The 19,518-nt window shown below is 59.0% G+C and carries 19 protein-coding genes; 8 read left to right on the top strand and 11 right to left on the bottom strand.

The genetic code is table 11. The annotated features are described in order from the left end of the window. Positions 1 to 193: 193 nt before the first annotated feature. The 4 genes from pip to cysS all read right to left on the bottom strand — a co-directional run bounded on the left by pip (position 194) and on the right by cysS (position 3,695). Entirely contained in the window at positions 194 to 1,150 is a 957-nt protein-coding gene (gene pip, locus EYC79_RS15545; protein WP_062437965.1) for a prolyl aminopeptidase, read from the bottom strand. 18 nt (positions 1,151 to 1,168) lie between these two features. Continuing rightward, a complete protein-coding gene (locus EYC79_RS15540) occupies positions 1,169 to 1,639 on the bottom strand; it encodes a GFA family protein (protein WP_130978548.1) in 471 nt (156 codons plus the stop codon). Then, on the bottom strand, positions 1,639 to 2,112 hold the full coding sequence (locus EYC79_RS15535) for a GFA family protein (RefSeq protein ID WP_130978547.1): 474 nt from the start codon (positions 2,110 to 2,112) through the stop codon (positions 1,639 to 1,641). The genes EYC79_RS15540 and EYC79_RS15535 overlap by 1 nt, the downstream gene beginning before the upstream one ends. A gap of 197 nt (positions 2,113 to 2,309) precedes the next feature. Continuing rightward, positions 2,310 to 3,695 (bottom strand): cysteine--tRNA ligase, encoded by a 1,386-nt coding sequence (cysS, locus tag EYC79_RS15530; RefSeq protein ID WP_130978546.1) that lies wholly within the window; start codon positions 3,693 to 3,695, stop codon positions 2,310 to 2,312. Between cysS and EYC79_RS15525 the strand changes: the two genes are divergently transcribed. Then, the gene (locus EYC79_RS15525; protein WP_130978545.1) at positions 3,694 to 3,927 is read left to right on the top strand and encodes a hypothetical protein; all 234 of its coding nucleotides are present in this window, start codon (positions 3,694 to 3,696) and stop codon (positions 3,925 to 3,927) included. The two genes, cysS and EYC79_RS15525, sit on opposite strands and share 2 nt — an antisense overlap. On the opposite strand, the gene EYC79_RS15520 is transcribed toward EYC79_RS15525, so the two are convergent. The 5 genes from EYC79_RS15520 to alr all read right to left on the bottom strand — a co-directional run bounded on the left by EYC79_RS15520 (position 3,905) and on the right by alr (position 9,775). Continuing rightward, complete coding sequence (locus EYC79_RS15520; RefSeq protein ID WP_130978544.1) at positions 3,905 to 4,645, bottom strand: SDR family NAD(P)-dependent oxidoreductase; 741 nt, start codon at positions 4,643 to 4,645, stop codon at positions 3,905 to 3,907. The genes EYC79_RS15525 and EYC79_RS15520 overlap by 23 nt on opposite strands. Before the next feature lie 127 nt (positions 4,646 to 4,772). After that, entirely contained in the window at positions 4,773 to 6,266 is a 1,494-nt protein-coding gene (gene purF, locus EYC79_RS15515; RefSeq protein ID WP_062425637.1) for an amidophosphoribosyltransferase, read from the bottom strand. A 138-nt stretch (positions 6,267 to 6,404) separates the two neighbouring features. Next, positions 6,405 to 6,992 (bottom strand): CvpA family protein, encoded by a 588-nt coding sequence (locus EYC79_RS15510; RefSeq protein ID WP_130978543.1) that lies wholly within the window; start codon positions 6,990 to 6,992, stop codon positions 6,405 to 6,407. 93 nt (positions 6,993 to 7,085) lie between these two features. Then, complete coding sequence (gene radA / locus EYC79_RS15505) at positions 7,086 to 8,489, bottom strand: DNA repair protein RadA (protein ID WP_130978542.1); 1,404 nt, start codon at positions 8,487 to 8,489, stop codon at positions 7,086 to 7,088. A 110-nt stretch (positions 8,490 to 8,599) separates the two neighbouring features. After that, entirely contained in the window at positions 8,600 to 9,775 is a 1,176-nt protein-coding gene (gene alr, locus EYC79_RS15500) for an alanine racemase (protein WP_130978541.1), read from the bottom strand. Between the two features lie 79 nt (positions 9,776 to 9,854). Between alr and EYC79_RS15495 the strand changes: the two genes are divergently transcribed. From EYC79_RS15495 to EYC79_RS15480, 4 genes are all read left to right on the top strand, one after another. Continuing rightward, positions 9,855 to 10,712, top strand: coding sequence for an AraC family transcriptional regulator (locus EYC79_RS15495; RefSeq protein ID WP_165457045.1), 858 nt, complete (start codon positions 9,855 to 9,857; stop codon positions 10,710 to 10,712). Between the two features lie 74 nt (positions 10,713 to 10,786). After that, positions 10,787 to 11,497 carry an AzlC family ABC transporter permease gene (locus EYC79_RS15490; protein ID WP_130978540.1) on the top strand — a complete coding sequence of 237 codons (711 nt, stop codon included), beginning with the start codon at positions 10,787 to 10,789 and terminating at the stop codon, positions 11,495 to 11,497. Beyond that, positions 11,494 to 11,796: an AzlD family protein gene (locus EYC79_RS15485; RefSeq protein WP_062598238.1), complete on the top strand. Its 303-nt coding sequence runs from the start codon at positions 11,494 to 11,496 to the stop codon at positions 11,794 to 11,796. The genes EYC79_RS15490 and EYC79_RS15485 overlap by 4 nt, the downstream gene beginning before the upstream one ends. 88 nt (positions 11,797 to 11,884) lie before the next feature. Further along, entirely contained in the window at positions 11,885 to 13,579 is a 1,695-nt protein-coding gene (locus EYC79_RS15480; RefSeq protein ID WP_130978539.1) for an ABC transporter ATP-binding protein, read from the top strand. A gap of 44 nt (positions 13,580 to 13,623) precedes the next feature. Here the strand turns inward: EYC79_RS15480 and EYC79_RS15475 are convergent, their stop codons facing one another. After that, positions 13,624 to 15,120 (bottom strand): replicative DNA helicase, encoded by a 1,497-nt coding sequence (locus EYC79_RS15475; protein ID WP_130978538.1) that lies wholly within the window; start codon positions 15,118 to 15,120, stop codon positions 13,624 to 13,626. 320 nt (positions 15,121 to 15,440) lie between these two features. On the opposite strand from EYC79_RS15475, the gene EYC79_RS15470 reads away from it, so the two are divergent. The 3 genes from EYC79_RS15470 to EYC79_RS15460 are packed head-to-tail and all read left to right on the top strand — an operon-like array spanning position 15,441 to position 18,685. Next, positions 15,441 to 15,896 carry a MarR family winged helix-turn-helix transcriptional regulator gene (locus EYC79_RS15470; RefSeq protein WP_062437939.1) on the top strand — a complete coding sequence of 152 codons (456 nt, stop codon included), beginning with the start codon at positions 15,441 to 15,443 and terminating at the stop codon, positions 15,894 to 15,896. Beyond that, positions 15,893 to 17,599 (top strand): MFS transporter, encoded by a 1,707-nt coding sequence (locus EYC79_RS15465; protein ID WP_418122958.1) that lies wholly within the window; start codon positions 15,893 to 15,895, stop codon positions 17,597 to 17,599. Before EYC79_RS15470 ends, EYC79_RS15465 begins: the two co-directional genes overlap by 4 nt. Before the next feature lie 18 nt (positions 17,600 to 17,617). Next, positions 17,618 to 18,685 carry an HlyD family secretion protein gene (locus tag EYC79_RS15460; protein ID WP_113179444.1) on the top strand — a complete coding sequence of 356 codons (1,068 nt, stop codon included), beginning with the start codon at positions 17,618 to 17,620 and terminating at the stop codon, positions 18,683 to 18,685. A gap of 84 nt (positions 18,686 to 18,769) precedes the next feature. Here the strand turns inward: EYC79_RS15460 and EYC79_RS15455 are convergent, their stop codons facing one another. Continuing rightward, positions 18,770 to 19,480, bottom strand: coding sequence for an ArsR/SmtB family transcription factor (locus EYC79_RS15455; protein ID WP_130978537.1), 711 nt, complete (start codon positions 19,478 to 19,480; stop codon positions 18,770 to 18,772). Positions 19,481 to 19,518 lie beyond the last annotated feature (38 nt).

The following is a 19,518-nucleotide window of genomic DNA, read 5'->3' as shown; positions in this document are numbered from 1 at the left end:
CGTGATGTACCAATTCATTTCCGTGAAGCTTTGGTTAGAAAAGCTGCAAATGCTCAAACAGCAAGCCTTATGCGAGATGAATCAGTCTGACAGGTGATGGCCGTAAGAAGCTGAAACACCTCCGGATTTTGCTCAATTTTATCGCCGTCGCGTGACGCTCAAGGCTGAACATCAAGCGACGGCAGGGCTGGTCTCACTTCCCAGCGAAGCGATCCGTTGCCCGGATCAGTTGATCGAGAATGCCGGGCTCGGTCATCGCGTGACCTGCGGCTTCGATGATGTGGAGGTCGGCCTTCGGCCAGGCCTTGGACAAGTCCCACGCCGTCTTAGCCGGGCAGGGCATATCATAGCGACCGTGCACGATGACGCCCGGAATGTCTTTCAGCTTGTGGGCATCGCGCAGCAACTGTCCGTCGTCGAGCCAGCCAGCATTGACGAAGAAGTGGGTTTCGATGCGGGCAAAGGCGATGGCGTAGTGATCTTCACCGAATTGATCCACGCGTGCCGGATCAGTCACGAGCGCGATCGTCGCACCTTCCCATTGGCTCCAGGCCTTGGCACATTCCAGCTTCTTCTTTTCGTCCGTACCAGTGAGATAGCGATAATAGCTCGCCATCATCTGCCCGCGATCCGCCTCGGGGATAGGCGCGATGAAGGTTTCCCAACGCTCGGGATACATCTCCGAGACGCCAAACTGGTAGTACCAGTCCAGTTCCCGCTTGGTCAGCAGATAGATGCCGCGCACGATCAGCTCGCTGACATGCTCAGGATGGGTCTCGGCATAGGCGAGGGCCAGCGTCGAGCCCCAGGAGCCACCGAAGACCTGCCATTTATCATAGCCAAATTTCTGGCGCAGCTTTTCAATGTCCGCGACCAGGTGCCAGGTTGTGTTGGCTTCGAGGCTCGCATGCGGCGTCGAGCGTCCGCAGCCGCGCTGGTCGAACAACACCACGTCATAGAGAGCGGGATCGAAGACGCGGCGCTGCGTCGGGTTGACGCCACCGCCTGGGCCACCATGCAGGAAGACCGCAGGCTTGCCGCCTTTGGTGCCGACGCGCTCCCAGTAAATCGTGTGGCCATCGCCGACATCGAGAAAGCCGGTCTCATAGGGTTCGATCTCCGGATAGAGGCCACGCAGTATTTCGGTCATGGAATTCAGTCCTTGATGCTATGCCTTGTTTGCTTCGTCTTCGGGCGGCCAGACCACGGTGTCGTGGTCCGGATGCTGATAGGATATGATCGTGCTTTCGTCGACGCTCTGCTTGATCTCCGGCTTGTCGAACAGCGCCTTGATCCAAGGCATCTGCATATGCGCGTTGACCTGCACCTGTGGCTCGATCTGATCGGGGTGATCGAAGGCGCCAATGGCGATCTCGACGCCCCCCGGATAGTGATAGGTCAGCGGCGTGCCGCATTTGTTGCAGAAGCCGCGATGGATCTTGGTGGAGGAGCGAAAAAGGCTGGGCTGGCCGCGGGTCCATGTGAGGTGCGCCTGATCAGCCGTGACGAGCGCGCCGAAAAAATTGCCGAATTGCTTCTGGCACATGCGGCAATGGCAAATCGACGGCCGGCCAAGCTTGCCCGCATGAAAGCGGACTGCCCCGCACTGGCACCCACCGGAATATCCTGCCTCGCTCATCAACCCTTCTCCTCTGGCCACTCCACCGTATCGTGGTCCGGATGCTGATAGGATACAAGGCCGGCGATGAAACTTGCAGACGTCAAATCCGCCTCGGTTTCTTCTTCCGGAAGCGTGTGCAGATGATCGACAAAACCGATCTTGTTCTCGACGCCCCATTGGATGACGGGCGGTAGCGCCGCTGGATCATCGAAGGCACCCGCCGCAATCGCCATACCATCCGGCGCCTCATAGGTCAGCGGCGTACCGCAGTCACCGCAGAAGCCACGTTTCACATGGTTGGAGGATTGGAACTGCTTCGGCTGACCGCGTGTCCAATGAAACTCCACACCACGCACAGAAACGAGCGGCGCATAATAGGCCCCAAACGCTTTCTGGCACATCCGACAATGGCAGATCGAGCTATCCTTCAAAACGCCTTCTGCTCGAAATCGTATCGCGCCGCATTGGCATCCGCCGGTATGAGTGGTCATGATGGCTCCTTTGGTATCGATCGCAGGATGTTGAGGCACACATCGTCTATCTGGTGGAAGACGTCATCGTTCTAGGAGCGTATGACGGTCCAGCCGTTTTGCTGGAGAGTTTCGGTTCTTTGCCGGTCGTAGCGACCTGCCCGACAGGGCAGAGGGGGTAAGCTGCGAATGAAAAGTAAGACCGGCAGTTTGAAACCCTACCGCTTCAACTCCCAAGACGTCACCCGCTCCCCCGTCTCCTTGTCCTTGCCGTCCTTCAACTGAATGCCCTTGGCCGACAACTCATCCCTGATCCGATCCGCCTCGGCGAAATTCTTCGCCTTCAGCATCTCCAGCCGCATGGCAACGAGCGAATCCACAGCAGCAGCAATTGCCTCATCCACTTCCGTCTTCTTCGGCAGCACGCCAAGAAGTGCGGCACTCGCCGCAAACATGGGAAGTCTTTCCGGATTGGCGTTGGCGGCCTGGGCCAGAGCATGCAGTGCCTGGACGGCGGCGACGGTATTGAGATCGTCGGCTAGCGCGTCGAGCACGCTCTGGTCGACCTCGGCGTCGCCCGCTTCCGCCGCCGGCCACTTCGCCAGCAGCCGCTCGGCTTCCTCCAGACGCTTCACCGAGAAGTCGATTGGCTCGCGGTAATGCGTCATCAGCATTGCCAGCCGCAGAACCTCGCCGGGCCACTTGCGCCCGCCAAAGGCTTCGGTGTGCAGGAGATCATAAATGGTAACGAAATTGCCGTCGGACTTCGACATCTTGCGGCCTTCGACCTGTACGAAGCCGTTATGCATCCAGACGTTGGCCATCACATGCGTGCCATGGGCGCAGCGCGATTGGGCAATTTCGTTTTCATGATGTGGAAAGATCAGGTCGAGGCCGCCGCCGTGAATGTCGAAGACCTCGCCAAGATAGCGTCCCGACATGGCCGAGCATTCGATATGCCAGCCGGGCCGGCCGCGACCCCACGGGCTTTCCCAGCCGGGTTCGTTATGGCTTGAAAGCTTCCACAGCACGAAGTCGCCGGGGTTCTTCTTGTGCGCATCGACCGCGATGCGTGCGCCGGCCTGCTGCTCATCCAAGGGGCGCTTGGAAAGCTGACCGTAGTCGCTCATGGATTTGGTATCGAACAGCACTTCGCCCGCTGCGACATAGGCGTGACCACGCGCAATCAGCTTCTCGATGATGTCGATCATCTGGGCAATGTTATCTGTCGCGCGCGGCTCCACCGTCGGCTCAAGGCAGCCAAGCGCTGCGACATCCTGATGAAACTGGTTGGCGGTCTTTTCCGTCACCGCGTGGATCGCGTCGTTCAGCGGCAGGTCCGGGTAATCGCGAAGCGCCCGCGCATTGATCTTGTCGTCCACGTCGGTGATGTTACGGGCATAGGTGACGCCGTTCTCGCCATAGACATGGCGCAACAGGCGATAAAGCACGTCGAAGACGATGACAGGGCGCGCGTTACCAATATGGGCGTAGTCATAGACTGTCGGGCCGCAGACATACATGCGCACATTCTTCGTATCTATCGGCTGGAATTCGGCTTTTTCGCGGGTCAGCGTGTTGTAGAGCTTCAAGCGCAAGGACATGCGTATTTCCTTCGGGTGTCGGAGATTGACCCCACCGGAGCGTTTGTCTGCTTTGACCTTTCAGGAGACGAAAACGATCTGGCCGGGGGTTAAGCCAGCAAAATTCAACTCAGCAGCAGCGGCAGATCGTTATTTTCATGGCTTGCTTTATGAAGCGATGCCCGTTGTCGGTCAAGAGCATCGCTTTCAGATTCACGCCGCTTCGCAAGTCATTCCGGCGCGCGATAGCTGACGAATTTCTGGTCGCGAACCACATAGATCTTGCCGGTCTCGGTAAGCTCCGGAGAGGCAAGCGGAACGATGGCTTTGGCCACTTCCGAAGGATGGGGCAGGGTGTCGGGATCTTCGCCGGGCATTGCCTGAGCCCGCATCGCCGTTCGCGTCGCGCCCGGATTGATGCTGTTGATGCGCAGATGCGTCTGCTCGGTTTCGGCAGCCCATGTGCGTGCCAGCGCTTCGACGGCGGCCTTTGAAGTGGAATAGACACCCCAGAACGGCCGACAGGAATGGGCAGCGCCCGACGACAGGATCAGCGCCCGCCCGGCATCGGATTTCAACAGAAGCGGCTCGACCGAGCGGATCAGGCGCCACGTCGCTGTGACGTTAATGTTCATCACCTTTTCAAACACCTTGGCCTCGATATGGCCGACAGGTGAAATGACGCCAAGCATCCCGGCATTGGCAACCAGAATATCCAGCTTGCCCCAACGTTCGTGGATAGAGGCGCCGAGCGCGTCGATCGCCTTCATGTCGCCGAGATCGAAGGGAACGAGCGTTGCCGTTCCACCGACCGCCTTGATGGCATCGTCCAGATCTTCGAGGCCACCGACGGTGCGCGCACAGGCAATGACATGGGCGCCGGCTTTTGCAAGCTCGACCGCGGTGAAATAGCCGATTCCGCGTGAAGCGCCGGTCACGAGTGCGATCCGGCCTTTAAGGTCGATGGTCATGGTCCCCCCTGAATGTCGTTCGGTCGTCCGCCCTCTCTTACTGAGGCAGGACATGTCCGGCAAGCGACTTCAAGGTCGCAGGTGGCCGCAAAGAAAAGCCCGCAGTTTCGATGCGGGCTTGAAGCGATCAGCCGTTGCTGGCGAGCATGGAAATCTTGCTGCCCATCGACTCGCCGTTCTTGTCCAGTAGTCGGGTCGGATATTCACCGGTGAAGTAATGGTCGGTGAACTGCGGACGGGCAGGGTTACGGTCTTCGCCGCCAACAGCACGATAAAGTCCGTTGATCGATAGGAAGGCGAGCGAGTCCGCACCGATATATTTCGCCATCGCATCCACGTCAGCACACTGGTTGGCGAGAAGCTTGTCGGCATCCGGCGTGTCGATACCGTAGAAATCGGGATGAAATATCATCGGGCTGGCGACGCGGATGTGGACTTCCTTGGCGCCCGCTTCGCGGATCATCTGCACGATCTTGACCGATGTCGTGCCGCGAACGATGGAATCATCCACCAGAACGACACGCTTGCCCTCGATCATCGCCCGGTTGGCCGAATGCTTAAGCTTCACGCCAAAAGCGCGGATCTGCTGCGTCGGCTCGATGAAGGTACGACCGACATAGTGGTTGCGGATGATCCCGTATTCAAACGGAATGCCGCTTTCCTGGGCAAAACCAAGCGCTGCAGGCGTGCCGCCATCCGGCACCGGCACGACGACGTCGGCCTCAAGCGGCGCTTCCTTGGCGAGGTTCATGCCCATGTTCTTGCGCGTCGTGTAGACGTTACGACCGCCGACGACCGAGTCGGGACGCGCGAAATAGACATATTCGAACAGGCAGAGGCGCTCAGGTTGCGGCTTGTTCGGCTTGCGCGCATCGATGCTGATCGATCCATCCGGCTGGATCTCGCAGATGATGACTTCGCCGTTTTCCACGTCGCGCACGAATTTCGCGCCGATAATGTCGAGCGCACAGGTCTCAGAACAGAAGATCGGCTTGCCGTCGAGGTCGCCCATGACGAGTGGGCGAATGCCCGTGGGATCGCGCGCGGCAATCAGCTTGGTGCGGGTCATCGCCAGCATCGAATAGCCGCCTTCCATCTGGCGGATCGCGTCGATGAAACGGTCGGCGGTGGAGGAGTGGCGCGAGCGCGCAATGAGATGCAGCACGACTTCGGTATCGGAGGTGGACTGGCAGATCGCACCCGTTGCGATGATCTGGCGGCGAAGCGTCAGGCCGTTGGTGAAGTTGCCGTTATGGGCAATGGCGATACCGCCTTCTTCCAATTCGGCGAACAGCGGCTGCACGTTGCGCATCGCCACTTCACCGGTGGTGGAGTAGCGGGTGTGACCAATAGAGATCGAGCCGGGCAGGCGGGCAAGTGTCATTGGGTTGGTGTAGTGATCGCCCACCAGACCCATATGCCGTTCCTGATGGAAGCGCTTGCCATCGAAGGAAACGATACCGGCCGCTTCCTGGCCGCGATGCTGGAGAGCATGCAGGCCGAGCGCCGTCAGGGCCGCCGCATCCGCGTGACCGAGAATGCCGAACACACCGCATTCCTCATGCAGCGTATCGCCATCGATAATGTCATTGAAGGTGGAATGCGAAAGCGGCTCATTCATCTGGCTTGCCTTTGCTTACTGCCAAAAACAAAAACCGCCCCGACGAATTGCTTTGCCGGTTTGGCCTGTCTGCTGCCTATGTCGAAGTATCTAGCACAAATAGCGCGCCTTGCATCTATTGCAAGGCGCGCTATCGCGTCAATTCGCTGGTACCGGTGCCGTGGTCGCCGGTGAGTCTTCCGCGGGCGCCTGCTCAGGTGTCGTTTCTGTCTTTTTGCCGAGAATGCGAGCGCGGATTTGCGGCTCGATATCATCCGGCAGAACCGCCTCCAGCTTTCCGACCAAGCCATCCAGGAACGGCTTGGACTTAGCCTGCGTCACCCATTCGGGCTGGGTTCTGACGTCGACCAGCCAGTTCCAGAAGGCGACCGCGACGACGAGCAGAAGCAGGCCGCGCGCTGCACCGAAGAGAAAACCGAGTGTGCGATCCAGCGCACCAATGCGGCTGTCGATGATGAAGTCGGCGACACGCGAGGTAATGAAGGAAATGATGATCAGCGCAACGAGAAAGACCAGACCGGCCGAACCGGCAATCGCGATCTTGTCGTCATCGGTATAGTTGCGCGCATAGGGAAGCAGCAGCGGGTAGAGATAGTAAGCAGCTGCAACGGAGCCAACCCAACTTGCGATGGACAGAATTTCACGCGAGAACCCGCGCACCATGGCGAGAACGGCGGAGAAAAGCACAACGGCAAGAACGATACCGTCGAAAATCGTAATGGGCATTTACCAACTCCGGAGGTCGCAGCACCCAAACAGGGAGCCGCTGTGCCAATTTGCGATCCTCTTACACTAGCCGGGTAACCAGCGAAAGGATCATTATTCGTCTTCCTCAGCCTGTCTGAAGCGGTTGCCCGAGCCGGCAATGCGCGCCACGAGATCGGGGAGGCTTTCAATCTCCGTCCAGCGCCCCCTTGAGCCCTTCGGGAGTTCTGCCGACGCGGAAGGCAGAAATGCGGTGGAAAATCCAAGTTTCTCGGCTTCCTTCAACCGCTGCGCCGTTTGGGAAACCGGCCGCACTGCGCCCGACAGGCTGATTTCGCCGAAATAGACGCAATCGGCAGGCAGGGCAAGACCGGCAAGCGAGGAAACCAGTGCAGAAGCAATCGCCATGTCTGCTGCGGGCTCCGAAATCCGGTAGCCACCGGCGATGTTGAGATAGACATCGTGCTGGCCAAGCTTCACGCCGCAATGGGCCTCGAGCACGGCAAGAATCATGGCAAGGCGTGAGGAGTCCCACCCCACCACAGCACGTCGCGGTGTGCCGAGCGAGGTGGCCGCCACCAGGGCCTGAACCTCCACCAACACTGGCCGCGTGCCTTCCATACCGGCGAAAACAGCTGCACCCGGGGATTTTTCGTTGCGCTCTCCAAGGAAAAGCTCCGACGGATTGGAGACCTCGCGTAGACCCCGATCCGACATTTCGAAGACGCCGATTTCATCGGTCGGGCCGAAACGGTTCTTGACGGTACGAAGGATGCGGTAATGATGCCCACGATCGCCCTCGAAATAGAGCACGGCATCCACCATGTGCTCCACCACACGCGGACCTGCGATCTGGCCTTCCTTCGTCACATGGCCGACCAGCACCATGGTGGCGCCCGTCTGCTTGGCAAAGCGGATCATCGCCTGAACGCCGGTGCGCACCTGCGTCACTGTGCCAGGAGCGGAATCGGCGGTGTCGCTCCACAGCGTCTGAATGGAATCGATGATGACGAGATCGGGCCGCTTTCCCTCGGAAATCGTCGCCAGAATATCCTCGACATTGGTTTCCGCCGCTAGAAGGACGTCGGTCTCGGCTGCTCCCAAGCGCTGCGCCCGCAGCCGCACCTGCGCCACGGCCTCTTCGCCAGAAACATAGATAACGCGATGACCCTGCCGGGAGAGTGCCGCCGCAGCCTGCATCAGAAGGGTGGATTTACCAATACCCGGATCGCCACCGATCAGAACTGCCGATCCGCGCACGAAGCCTCCGCCGGTCGCACGATCCAATTCGCTCATACCGGTCGGAATGCGCGGTGCCTCCTCGATTTCACCGGAAAGCGAGGTGAGGGTGACGGGACGGCCCTTCTTCGGCGTCTTGCCGGGGCCGCTGCCAATTCCGCCCATCGGGTCTTCTTCGACGATGGTGTTCCACTCGCCGCAGCCCTCGCATTTTCCCGCCCAACGGGTGTGCACCGTGCCGCAGTTCTGGCAGACGAATTGTGTCTTGGCTTTGGCCATGAATGTCAGTCTTTTTCTCTAGAGAGTAACGAACGGGGTCGCGAAGAATTTCGATCCCGTTTTGTTCTCGTCTAGCACGGATCGTTCGAGATTTCCAAGAGGTGGAAATCTTACTCGTCGCCGATCAGATATTGCCGCTCGTACCGAAGCCCGAGGCTTGTCAGCATCTCGTAGCCGATCGTGCCCGCAGCCCGCGCCACTTCATCGACTGGAACATTCGGCCCGAAGAGCTCGATGTAGTCGCCTGCGCGAATGGCACGTTCCGGCACGTCGGTGACGTCGAAAATGGTGAGATCCATGGTGATGCGACCGGCAACCGGAACGCGATAGCCATTGATGAATCCTTCCGCGCCGCCGCGGCCCATCTCGCGCAGCGGAATGCCGGAGCCGGAGAGCGATCGCGAATAGCCATCGGCATAACCTACGGCCGCGATCGCCAAACGGCTCGCACGCTTCAACTGATAGGTGCCGCCATAACTCACCGTCTGCCCTTTACCGGCCTCACGAATCTGGATGATCCGCGCCTCCGCCCTGGCGACGGCGCGCATGGGGTTCTTCATGTCGTTGACGGCTTCGCCGCCGTAAAGCGAGATACCCGGACGCGTCAGATCGAAGTGGTAGTCCGCGCCAAGGAAGATTCCTGCAGAGGCCGAAAGGCTTGATTCGATACCTTCGAAAGCCGCGCTAACTCTGCGGAATGATTCAAGCTGCGCCTTGTTCATTGGCGAAGAGGGGGTATCGGCGCTGGCAAGGTGGGACATGACCAACACGGGGTCGAAGCTTGCCGGACGTGTCGGGTCATCGGCGAGATAAAGCGCGTCTTCGAGTGGAAGCCCAAGCCGGTTGAAACCCGTATCGACATGCAGCGCAAAAGGATGATCACCGCGCTCCGCCAGAGCGCTCGTCCAGAAAGAGAGCTGCTCTTCAGAGGCAATGACTGGCACGAGATCATGGGCGAAGACATCGCGCTCCTGGCCCGGCCAGATGCCGGAAAGAACGAAAATGCGCGCTTCCGGCGCGTGAGGACGAAGCGTCACGCCCTCCGACACACTGGCGACGAAGAAATCCCGGGCGCCGGCGTAATAGAGCGTTGCGCCACAATCCTCGATCCCCATGCCATAGGCATCCGCCTTGACCACGGCGGCGGCGCGTGCCTTGCCGGAACGGCGCTGCATGTCGCGAAAGTTATCTGCAAGTGCGGCGAGGTCTATGGTCAGCCGAAGTGGCGCGCTTTCGAATGTATCCGCATCCATCTCGGAGAAGCTGTCATCGAGGTCGTCTGTCATGGTCTGCACCTTTTGAATGTCGCCGTGGTCTATCACTTTTGTTCAAGACGGTCATGACGGATTGGGTTAAACCCGAGCTATGCACAATGTTTCGCAGGAACAGGCCACCGACCACATGCCGCTTTCACGCGCAGAAACCACCAGGTTCTGGCGGGACAAGCGTTTCAAAGGCATGGAGTGCATGACGGCGACGTTTCTGACGCATGAGTTTTCGCCGCATGCGCATGATACATTTTCCATCGGCGCCATCGAAAACGGTTCGCAGATTTCGACCATCAAGGGAACGACGGAGCGCACCGGCCCCGGTCATCTCTACCTGATCGATCCCGGCCAGATACATGACGGTGCCCCCGGCGGTGACGGTTATCGATACCGCATGATCTATCCAGATATCGCGCTTTTGTCTGAGGTCATCGAAGACATGACGGGCCGCGCCTTTCACGGCACGCCATCCTTTCCAAGTTTCCTGCCGCGTGACCCGAAGATGGCGCAGGCCTTTCAGATTGCCCACCGCAGATTGGAAAACGGGGCAGGGGCACTGGAGGCAGATGAGGGCATGTTCTCGGTTCTGGCAGAACTGTTTTCCCGGCACGGCAGCGCCATCATCTTGCCCGTCCAGACACGCGAGAAAACCGCGGTCTATCAGGCGCGTGAATATCTCAACGACAACTTCGATACGGATGTCGGGCTTGAGGAATTGGCGGGTATGGCGGGGCTCAGCCGTGCGCATTTGATCCGCGCCTTTCGCCGCGAATTCCACATCACGCCGCACGCCTATCTCACCGATATCCGCATCCGCCGAGCAAGGCACCTGTTGCGTCAGGGAGAAAGCCCGGCTTCGGTTGCGCTCGAATGCGGTTTTGCCGATCAGGCGCATTTTACGCGCCACTTCAAGGCCCGCACGGGCGTAACGCCGGGTCAATTCCGCGCGGCATGACCGGCAGATCATTTTCGTTCAATACGGGCCGACCCGTTGTTCCCTAGATGCATCTCCTGAAAAAGGAGAATGACATGGTAAGCAAAGCCAAACCTGAGAGACGCCAGGAATTGATCGCCGGCCTCAAAGCTGCGTCCCCGCTGCTGATCGCCATGGTGCCGATTGGCGTTGTCTTCGGCGCGATCGCCGTCAGCAAAGGTCTGTCGCCGCTGGAAGCCTGCCTGATGTCACTCCTCGTCTTCGCCGGCGGTTCGCAATTCGTCGCCATGGACTTGTGGACCCACCCGGCAAGCTGGGGAGCGCTCGGTTTTGCGGCACTCCTCGTCAATCTCAGACACATATTGATGAGCGCTTCGATCGGCGTGAAGATGGAGGGCTTCAAGCCCTGGCAGCGCTGGCTCGCCATGCCTGTCCTGACGGATGAATCCTGGGCGTTGGCGGAATTTCGCAGCATGACGAGCACGCTCCGTCCGGCATTTTTCGCCGCCGCTGCTCTCTCGATCTATGTCGTCTGGAACCTGTCAACGCTGGCAGGCGCTCTGCTGGGCTCCGTCATGGGCGACACGACCGTCATCGGCCTCGATTTTGCATTCCCGGCGGTCTTCATCGTGCTTCTGATGGGGTTTTGGAAAGGCAGGCAAACGGGTTTCGTTCTTCTGGCGAGTGCGACCGCCGCCTTCGTCACCCATAGATACGTACCCGGCGCATGGTATATCGCTGCCGGTGCTCTCGCAGGACTTGCCGTTGCCGCCTTGGCCAAGGGTGAGGAGGAGATGCCCCAATGAGCATCGACGCCAACACGCTGCTGACCATTCTCGCCATGGCCGTCGCGACACTCGCAACACGCTTCGGCGGTCTCCTTCTCATCCGCCATGTCCAGATGACGGATCGAGCCAAACGTGCGCTCAACGCTGTGCCGCCCGCAGTCCTGATGGCCGTCGTCACCCCAACAGCATTGACGAGCGGCCTTGCCGAAACCATCGGCTGCGCTGTCACCGCGCTCGCTGCGACCCGCCTTTCGCTTCTACCTGCCGCAGCTGCGGGTGTGGTAACCGTGGCGGTTTTACGCGCGCTTGGGCTGTAGTCCAGCGACCCCAGGGTTGTGCAGGCCTAACAACGGCGCTATGTCCGGAACGACGACTTTCTAGTTTGTGAAAAGCGGGAGGACCGTTTTGTTCAAAGACTACAAGATCGCCTTCCGGCCTTTGCTGCGGATATATCAAGACGATCTGAGGACTTCCTGGCGTTCGATCGTCGTTCTGATCGTTACGATATTCACAGGCGCGTTGTTGTCAGTATCCGGCCCCTATGTGTTTTCGCGCATCATCGATGACGTGCCCAAAGAGGCCGGTCCGTGGATCGTGGCATTTTCCCTCTATGCGATCCTGACAGCCCTTGCGACCGGTATTCAGCGCTGCACGCAATATCTCGCTGTGATCCATTCGGAACGGCTGGAACTGGTGGCGACGACGCGCTTTTTCGAAAGAATCACGCGCAAGCAAGCAGTCTTTTTCACCGACCATAATCCGGCGGAAATCCAACAGGCGCAGATGCAGGGCGCATCCGCTGCGTCGATTTTGATGCAGATCGGCCTGATCTATTTCGTGCCCGGACTGGCCAATTTTCTGTTCAGCACCATCGTGCTAGGCGCGGCGATCAGCCTGGAGCTGGTTCTGATCGTTCTTTGTTACGGCGTCTTCTTCATCGGCCTGACACTTGCCTCCAACCGCTTCACCAATCGCTATCTGGAGCAGGCAATAGATGCCGGGCAGCACAATGCTGCATTCGTCGGCAACGCGTTGAATATGATCGAACCTCTTCGGCACACTGGCAGCACAGCATGGATGCAGCAACGCTTCGGCGACAATGCGACAGCGATCTACCAGAACTGGCGGCTTTATTCGCTCCGACGGATCGCTTTCGTTTCAACGATCGCTTTGGCGCTCTGCGTTCAACTTATCCTCAGCTTCTGGCTGCTCCTTCCGCGCTATCAGCAAGGCCTCATTTCCGTCGGCGATATCGTTCTGTTCAACACGTTACTTCTTCAACTCAACACGCCTTTTGAGATGATCGGGCAATCGGTCAGCGAAGCCATGCGGTCGCTTGCCCGCTTCATGCCCTGCGCCCGTATGTGGATGGCGCCGGAGGAGCGGGAGGAGCTAGGAGCCAAGCCTGCACCTGCGCTCGTACAGAACGTCGAACTTCAAAATGTCGGCTTCCGTTACGACAATGGCCGTGGCGTCAATAACGTTTCTTTCACCGCCTCACGGGAACGTCTGACCTTCATTACCGGTGAAACTGGTTCCGGTAAGTCTACCCTGTTCAAGCTCCTGCAAAAGACGATGACGCCGCAGGAGGGGCGCATCCTCGTTGATGGTGTGGAGCTAGGCGATGTCGGCAAAAGCAGTTGGTACGCGGTGGTCGGCATTGTGCCGCAGGAGGTTCAACTCCTCAATGACAGCCTTCGCACCAATATCGTTCTTGGTCGCCCGCATGATGAAGAGCGCTTGCGCAAGGTCGCGGACCAAGCTGCCATCTTGAAGCGCATTGAAGGAATGGCGAATGGCTTCGACACGATTGTCGGGGAGAGGGGACTGAAACTATCCGGTGGTGAGCGCCAGCGCATTGCGATTGCACGCGCGCTCTACGGCGCGCCGTCAATCCTGCTTCTCGACGAAGCGAGCTCGGCCCTCGATGAAGAAACCGAGCGTGAGATCATGGATCAGCTCCGCAAACTGGACGGGGATCTGACGATTATTGCCATCACCCACCGCCAAAGCTCCATTCGGCCGCAGGATCAGATCATTGCCTTGAAAGCGGTTGAGGCGGGGGAATCAGTTTCTGAACCGCCGCCGCTATCCTCTTGAAAAGACTCCGCCTCATCTTTGCTGACACATAAGGCGGGGGGATATCAGTGCTCTTCATACTGGCTGAAGGATGGATCGGCGAGATCCGCAAAGCGGGTGAATTCCGCCTGGAAGGCGAGCTTCACCGTACCGGTCGGTCCGTGACGCTGCTTGGCGATGATGACGTCGGCCGTGCCCTTGACCTTGTCGAACAGCGATTCCCACTCGGCATATTTCGGGTCTGCGGGATCGCGCGGCTCCATGTTCTTCACATAGTATTCCTCACGGAACACGAAGAGCACCACGTCGGCGTCCTGCTCGATGGAGCCCGATTCACGAAGGTCGGAGAGCTGGGGGCGCTTGTCTTCGCGGCTTTCCACCGCACGGGAGAGCTGTGAGAGCGCGATGATCGGAACGTTAAGTTCCTTGCCGAGCGCTTTCAGCCCGGTGGTGATCTGGGTGATTTCCTGCACGCGGTTTTCGCCGCCCTTGCCAGAGCCGGTCATCAGCTGAACGTAGTCGACCACCAAAACATCAAGACCGCGCTGACGCTTCAGGCGGCGCGCGCGCGCGGCAAGCTGCGCAATCGAGATACCACCGGTCTGGTCGATATAAAGCGGTACCTTTTGCATCATCTGGCTGCAGGCGACGAGCTTTTCGAAATCGGCTTCGGTGATGTCACCACGGCGGATTTTCGAGGATGAGACCTCCGTCTGCTCCGAAATGATACGGGTTGCGAGCTGTTCGGACGACATTTCGAGCGAGTAGAAGCCGACGACGCCGCCATTCTTGGCCTTGTAGGTGCCGTCCGGCTGCACTTCCTGCTCGTAGGCGGCTGCAATGTTATAGGCGATGTTGGTGGCAAGCGAGGTCTTGCCCATGCCTGGACGTCCGGCAAGCACGATCAAGTCCGAACGCTGCAGGCCGCCCATGCGGGCATCGAGCGAATGGATGCCGGTGGAAATACCGGACAGATTGCCGTCGCGCTCGAAGGCAGCGCCGGCCATGTCGATCGCGAGCGCCACCGCATCGTTGAAGGACTGGAAGCCGCCATCATAGCGCCCGGTTTCGGCAAGTTCGAAAAGGCGGCGCTCGGTGTCTTCGATTTGCGCCTGCGGCGGCATGTCGAGCGGCGCGTCATAGGCGATGTTGACGACATCCTCACCGATTTGAATCAGCGCGCGGCGAAGCGCCAGGTCATAGATCGCCCGGCCGTAATCCTCGGCATTGATGATCGAAACCGCTTCGGCAGCAAGACGCGCAAGATATTGGGCAACGGTGAGGTCGCCGACCTTATCGTCTGCTGGAAGGAAGGTTTTGATGGTGACGGGGTTGGCCGTCTTTCCCATGCGGATGATATCGCCCGCCACTTCGAAAATCTTGCGGTGCAGGGGCTCATAAAGATGCACCGGCTTCAAAAAGTCCGACACGCGATAATAGGCGTCGTTGTTGACGAGGATGGCGCCCAGCAGCGCCTGCTCGGCCTCAATGTTGTTGGGCGCCTCGCGGTAAAGCGGTTCGGAGGCGGGCGCTGGGGTGATCTTTCTCACGGCGTCATTCATGGTCTCGTGATCTCCCTTTAGCCTTATCTTCTCTTCTGCAAGCCTGCCGGTTTGAAGCCTGGAGGCGTGGCCGTCAATGACCTGAAGGCAACACTCGCACCTCACCTTACCTAAAGAGAGGCGGGGGACCCAACATAACGGGTTGTCCCCATTAATCCACAGGATGATTCGGCTGACGTCTTAAGCGCCGAGCGAATCACGCATCCTCCGCCATGATTTTAAAGCATGTCTCCAATCCACCAAAGACACTTGAAATTTAGCAAGGATCAAAATAGATAGGACCAAAATAAGTAGCTACCTAATTATAAGGTCTAATTACGTTGTCCCGCATTACTGAGAAAGAACAGCTTTTCGATGAGATGGCGGCCTTCAATCGCAAGCTCCGCTCGTTCTTCGACGCCCGCGTTGCTGAGAAAGGCTTGACGCTGGCACGCGCGCGGACATTGTTTGCGCTGTCGAGGAGGGGTTCGTTGACGCAAAAGGAGCTTGCTGAGGAGTTGGAAATCGAAACGCCGACGCTCGTGCGGCTATTGGATGCCATGGAGAAACAAAAGCTCATCGAACGGCGTTCTGATGAGATCGACCGGAGGGCGAAACGAATTCACATGACACCCGCCGGACTGCAGACATTCGAAGATGTGGATGCACAGGCAAAAGCCATGCGAGCCGAGATCGCGCTGGATATCTCGACCGATGAGATCCGCGTCGCGCTCAACGTGGTGAGACGCCTGACGGGCAATCTACAGAAACTCTCGGAAGAAGAGGTGACGCCGTGAGCACTGCCATAACGAGCACGCGCGACGCGCCTTTGGCTGAAGCAGGCGAGCAAGCCGCTTCGCCCGCAGCGACAGCGCCTGCGCCGGAGGAGGCTGCACCGGTGCCGCCGGCTCAACCTTCCGAAAAGCCGCTTCGCGAAAAGCTTATGTACATCGCCGCTGGTCTTGCCTTCTTCATCACCCAAGGCATGGGCATGAACATCGTCATGGCCAATCTGTATCAGCTGCAGGGCGAGTTTTCTGGCACCGTAGCAGAGGTCGCAGGGCTGTCGGCCGCCTATATGGCGCCTTATGCCACCTTCTCGATTGCGCTCTTCAAGGTGCGCCAGCAATATGGCCTGCGGCCCTTCGCGGAAATCAGCATCATCGCTTTCGTCCTGGCCTCCTGTCTCAACCTCTTCGTCACGGATTTGCACTCCGCCATCGTCGTCCGCTTCGTCAGCGGCATGGCAGCCGCACCTTTGTCATCTCTCGGCTTTCTCTACATTCTCGAAGCCTTCCCCGTGCAGCGCAAGCTCACTCTAGGCCTCAGCATCGCGCTGACCGGAACGCTTCTGGCAGCACCCCTTGCCCGTATCGTCTCGCCACCTCTCTTGGAGATTGACGGCTGGCACGCGCTCTACAGCATGGAAGTGGGTTTAGCGCTTGCGGTTCTGCCCATCATCTATCTTCTCCCATTGACAGCACCACCCCGGGTCAAGGTCATAGAGCGCCTGGATATCTTGAGCTACCTGCTGTTTGCCGGTGGGCTTGGCTGCCTTGCCGTGTTCTTGACGCTTGGCCGTTTTTACTGGTGGTTCGAGACCTGGTGGCTCGGTGTGCTTCTCGCAACTTCGATCACCCTGTTGACCGTGATGACGATGATCGAATTGCCGCGCAAGAACCCGATGCTCGATCTGCGCTGGATCTTCTCGCGCACCAATCTGCATCTTATCGCAGTCCTGCTGGTCTATCGCGCCGTCTCGTCGGAACAATCCTCAACAGCTGTCGGCCTCTATCAGCAGCTTGGCATCCTCAATGACCAGACCACGGGCCTTTACGGTCTCATCATTCTGGCAACTGTCCTTGGCGGCGCCACCTGTGCTTTGCTGATGCTGACGAAATATGTCGAGACTGCGCACGTTATCGCGCTGTCCTGTATAGCGGTTGGCGCCTTCATGGACAGCACATCGACGAACCTGACGCGTCCCGAACAAATGTATCTGAGCCAGGCGATGATCGCCTTCGGTGCTGCCATGTTCCTGCCGCCGGTGATGGCGAAGGGCTTTGGTGCCGCACTGGCGAAAGGCCCGCCCTATCTGGTCAATTTCATCACCATCTTCCTGTTCACCCAGATTACCGGATCGATGCTGACGACAGGCCTACTCGGCTCCTTCGTGACGCTGAGGGAAAAATTCCACTCCAACATCCTGGTGGAAAGCATCCTTCTGCAAAATCCGCTGGTCGCGCAGCGCATCAGCCAGCTTTCCGGCGCCTACAGCCATGTGCTGACCGATCCGACGCTTCTGCGAGCGGAGGGCGTGACCCTTCTTGCCCAGCAGGTGTCGAGAGAGGCCTATATCCTGGCTTACAACGACACATTCCTGCTGATCGCCGTCTGCGCCGCCGCCGCTCTCGTGATGCTGCTCCTTCACCTGGCGTGGCTGCGTATCAAACCATTGATGACGGGCGGCGAGAGCGCCGCCGCCGTTTCCCAATCCTGATCCTTCAGAGACCCCAAAATGCTAAAAAAGATTTTCACACCCGTTACTCTTATCGTTCTTCTCGGCGGCATCGCCGGGGTCGCGCTGGTTCTCTATGCCTGGCGCCTGCCACCTTTTTCGAGCCATGTCGAAATGACCGACAATGCCTATGTGCGCGGTTACGTCACCACGATGAGCCCACAGGTCAGCGGCTACGTCGTGGACGTGCCGGTCAAGGATTATCAGGAGGTCAAGCAGGGTGACCTGCTGGTCAAGATCGATGACCGCATCTTCCGCCAAAGACTCGCTCAGGCCGAGGCCACACTCGCCGGCCAGACGGCAGCATCGGATAATTCCCGCCAGCAGGAAAACGCTGCCCGCGCCAATATCGCGTCCAGCCAGGCCGCGGTGGATAGTGCCGAAGCGTCCTTGAAACAGGCGCAGCTTGCTGCCGACCGTCAGGACAACCTGATCCGCAGCGGTGTCGGCACTTCAAGTCTTCAGGAAGAAGCGCAAGCCAATCTCGAAAAGTCCCGTGCCGGGCTGTCGCAGGCCAAAGCAGCACTCGAAGTCGCGCGTCAGGATTTACAGACCATCATCGTCAACCGAAGCTCGCTTCAGGCCGCCGTCGCCAATGCCCAAGCCGCGGTCGAACTCGCCCGGATCGATCTGCAAAATACCGAGATCAGGGCCCCACGTGATGGCGAACTGGGCGAGGTTGGCGCGCGTGTCGGCCAATATGTCGCCGCTGGCAGCCAATTGATGGCGGTCGTGCCGCACGAGGTCTGGGTCGTTGCAAACTTCAAGGAAACCCAGCTTGCGGGTATGGAAGTCGGGCAGCCTGTCTCGATTTCTGTCGATGCGCTGCATCATCGCAAATTGAAGGGCAGGGTCGAGCGTTTCTCGCCCGCCGCGGGTTCAGAATTTGCGGTGATCAAGCCGGACAATGCCACGGGCAATTTCGTCAAGATCGCGCAGAGAATCGGCGTGCGCGTGTCGATCGATCCGAATCAGCCGGCCGCGACGGAACTGTCTCCCGGACTGTCGGTGGTGGTGCGCGTCGATACGAGCAAGGCGCCCGTGGCTGAACAAGCGGCGGCCAAGTAGTCTTAGGCAAGCCTTTCACGTTCAAGCCTTTCATCTCAAATCGAGAGTTGGAGGGCTTTATCTTGGTTATCTGGTCGCGTCCGCTCAGCCTTCCCGCCACTCAGCGGGCAGGCAGAAGATGTCTCGAAATCCTTTGTCGCCAGCAGGCGTGATCCTCAATGCGCGGCTATCGGTCCGGCGCGTTACCCAGCCAAGATCGAGCGTGCGCTGAAAAAGAGCAGTACCGACGTGTCCCGCAACGTGGTGCCGTCTCTCGCTCCAGTCCAGGCACGTGCGGCAAAGCGGTCGCTTCGACCGGGTGCCATCGTTGAGATCGATGCCGAAATCCACCAGGAAGGCCTTGCCCTGTTCCGTTACCAGCGCACCTTCGTCGGAAAGCAGAATGTGTCCCCTGCCGCTGAGACTGTCGGCCATTGCCACCGCAAGCCGGCCTGCGATGTGGTCGTAGCAACTGCGGGCAAGCCGCATGTCCTTTTCCTTCGGGCCGATGGGATGATGCCGTTTCGGCCCGGCTGCGGCAATCGACATCAGCGCATCGATACCATGGGCAACCTGCGCAGACGCAAGCCGGTAGTAGCGATGGCGGCCCTGTTTCACCGTCGTCAGCAGATTGGCGTCCACCATTTTCGCCAGATGTTCGCTGCCCGTCTGCGGCGTTACACCCGCACCCCGGGACAACTCACCCGCTGTCAGCGCTTGCCCACCCATAAGCGCGCAGAGCATGTTTGCGCGCGTGGTATCGCCAATCAGGTTGGCGATGGCGGCAATGGTGTTGGGGGAGGCGATACCGGTCATGGGAGAAACACTATCATCCGAGTATGCCTTCGTCAGGG

Origin of the sequence: Agrobacterium cavarae, assembly GCF_004310285.1 — a bacterium.
Taxonomy (GTDB): Bacteria; Pseudomonadota; Alphaproteobacteria; order Rhizobiales; family Rhizobiaceae; genus Agrobacterium; species Agrobacterium cavarae.
Note: the sequence above shows the minus strand (reverse complement) of the source record. Positions and strands in the feature narration are given on the sequence as shown.

Coding starts and splice junctions, on each gene's coding strand:
- pip (WP_062437965.1), bottom strand. CDS start 1,150: ATGACCGAAATACTGCGTGGCCTCTATCCGGAGATCGAACCCTATGAG.
- EYC79_RS15540 (WP_130978548.1), bottom strand. CDS start 1,639: ATGAGCGAGGCAGGATATTCCGGTGGGTGCCAGTGCGGGGCAGTCCGC.
- EYC79_RS15535 (WP_130978547.1), bottom strand. CDS start 2,112: ATGACCACTCATACCGGCGGATGCCAATGCGGCGCGATACGATTTCGA.
- EYC79_RS15525 (WP_130978545.1), top strand. CDS start 3,694: ATGCGTATTTCCTTCGGGTGTCGGAGATTGACCCCACCGGAGCGTTTG.
- cysS (WP_130978546.1), bottom strand. CDS start 3,695: ATGTCCTTGCGCTTGAAGCTCTACAACACGCTGACCCGCGAAAAAGCC.
- EYC79_RS15520 (WP_130978544.1), bottom strand. CDS start 4,645: ATGACCATCGACCTTAAAGGCCGGATCGCACTCGTGACCGGCGCTTCA.
- purF (WP_062425637.1), bottom strand. CDS start 6,266: ATGAATGAGCCGCTTTCGCATTCCACCTTCAATGACATTATCGATGGC.
- EYC79_RS15510 (WP_130978543.1), bottom strand. CDS start 6,992: ATGCCCATTACGATTTTCGACGGTATCGTTCTTGCCGTTGTGCTTTTC.
- radA (WP_130978542.1), bottom strand. CDS start 8,489: ATGGCCAAAGCCAAGACACAATTCGTCTGCCAGAACTGCGGCACGGTG.
- alr (WP_130978541.1), bottom strand. CDS start 9,775: ATGACAGACGACCTCGATGACAGCTTCTCCGAGATGGATGCGGATACA.
- EYC79_RS15495 (WP_165457045.1), top strand. CDS start 9,855: ATGCACAATGTTTCGCAGGAACAGGCCACCGACCACATGCCGCTTTCA.
- EYC79_RS15490 (WP_130978540.1), top strand. CDS start 10,787: ATGGTAAGCAAAGCCAAACCTGAGAGACGCCAGGAATTGATCGCCGGC.
- EYC79_RS15485 (WP_062598238.1), top strand. CDS start 11,494: ATGAGCATCGACGCCAACACGCTGCTGACCATTCTCGCCATGGCCGTC.
- EYC79_RS15475 (WP_130978538.1), bottom strand. CDS start 15,120: ATGAATGACGCCGTGAGAAAGATCACCCCAGCGCCCGCCTCCGAACCG.
- EYC79_RS15460 (WP_113179444.1), top strand. CDS start 17,618: ATGCTAAAAAAGATTTTCACACCCGTTACTCTTATCGTTCTTCTCGGC.
- EYC79_RS15455 (WP_130978537.1), bottom strand. CDS start 19,480: ATGACCGGTATCGCCTCCCCCAACACCATTGCCGCCATCGCCAACCTG.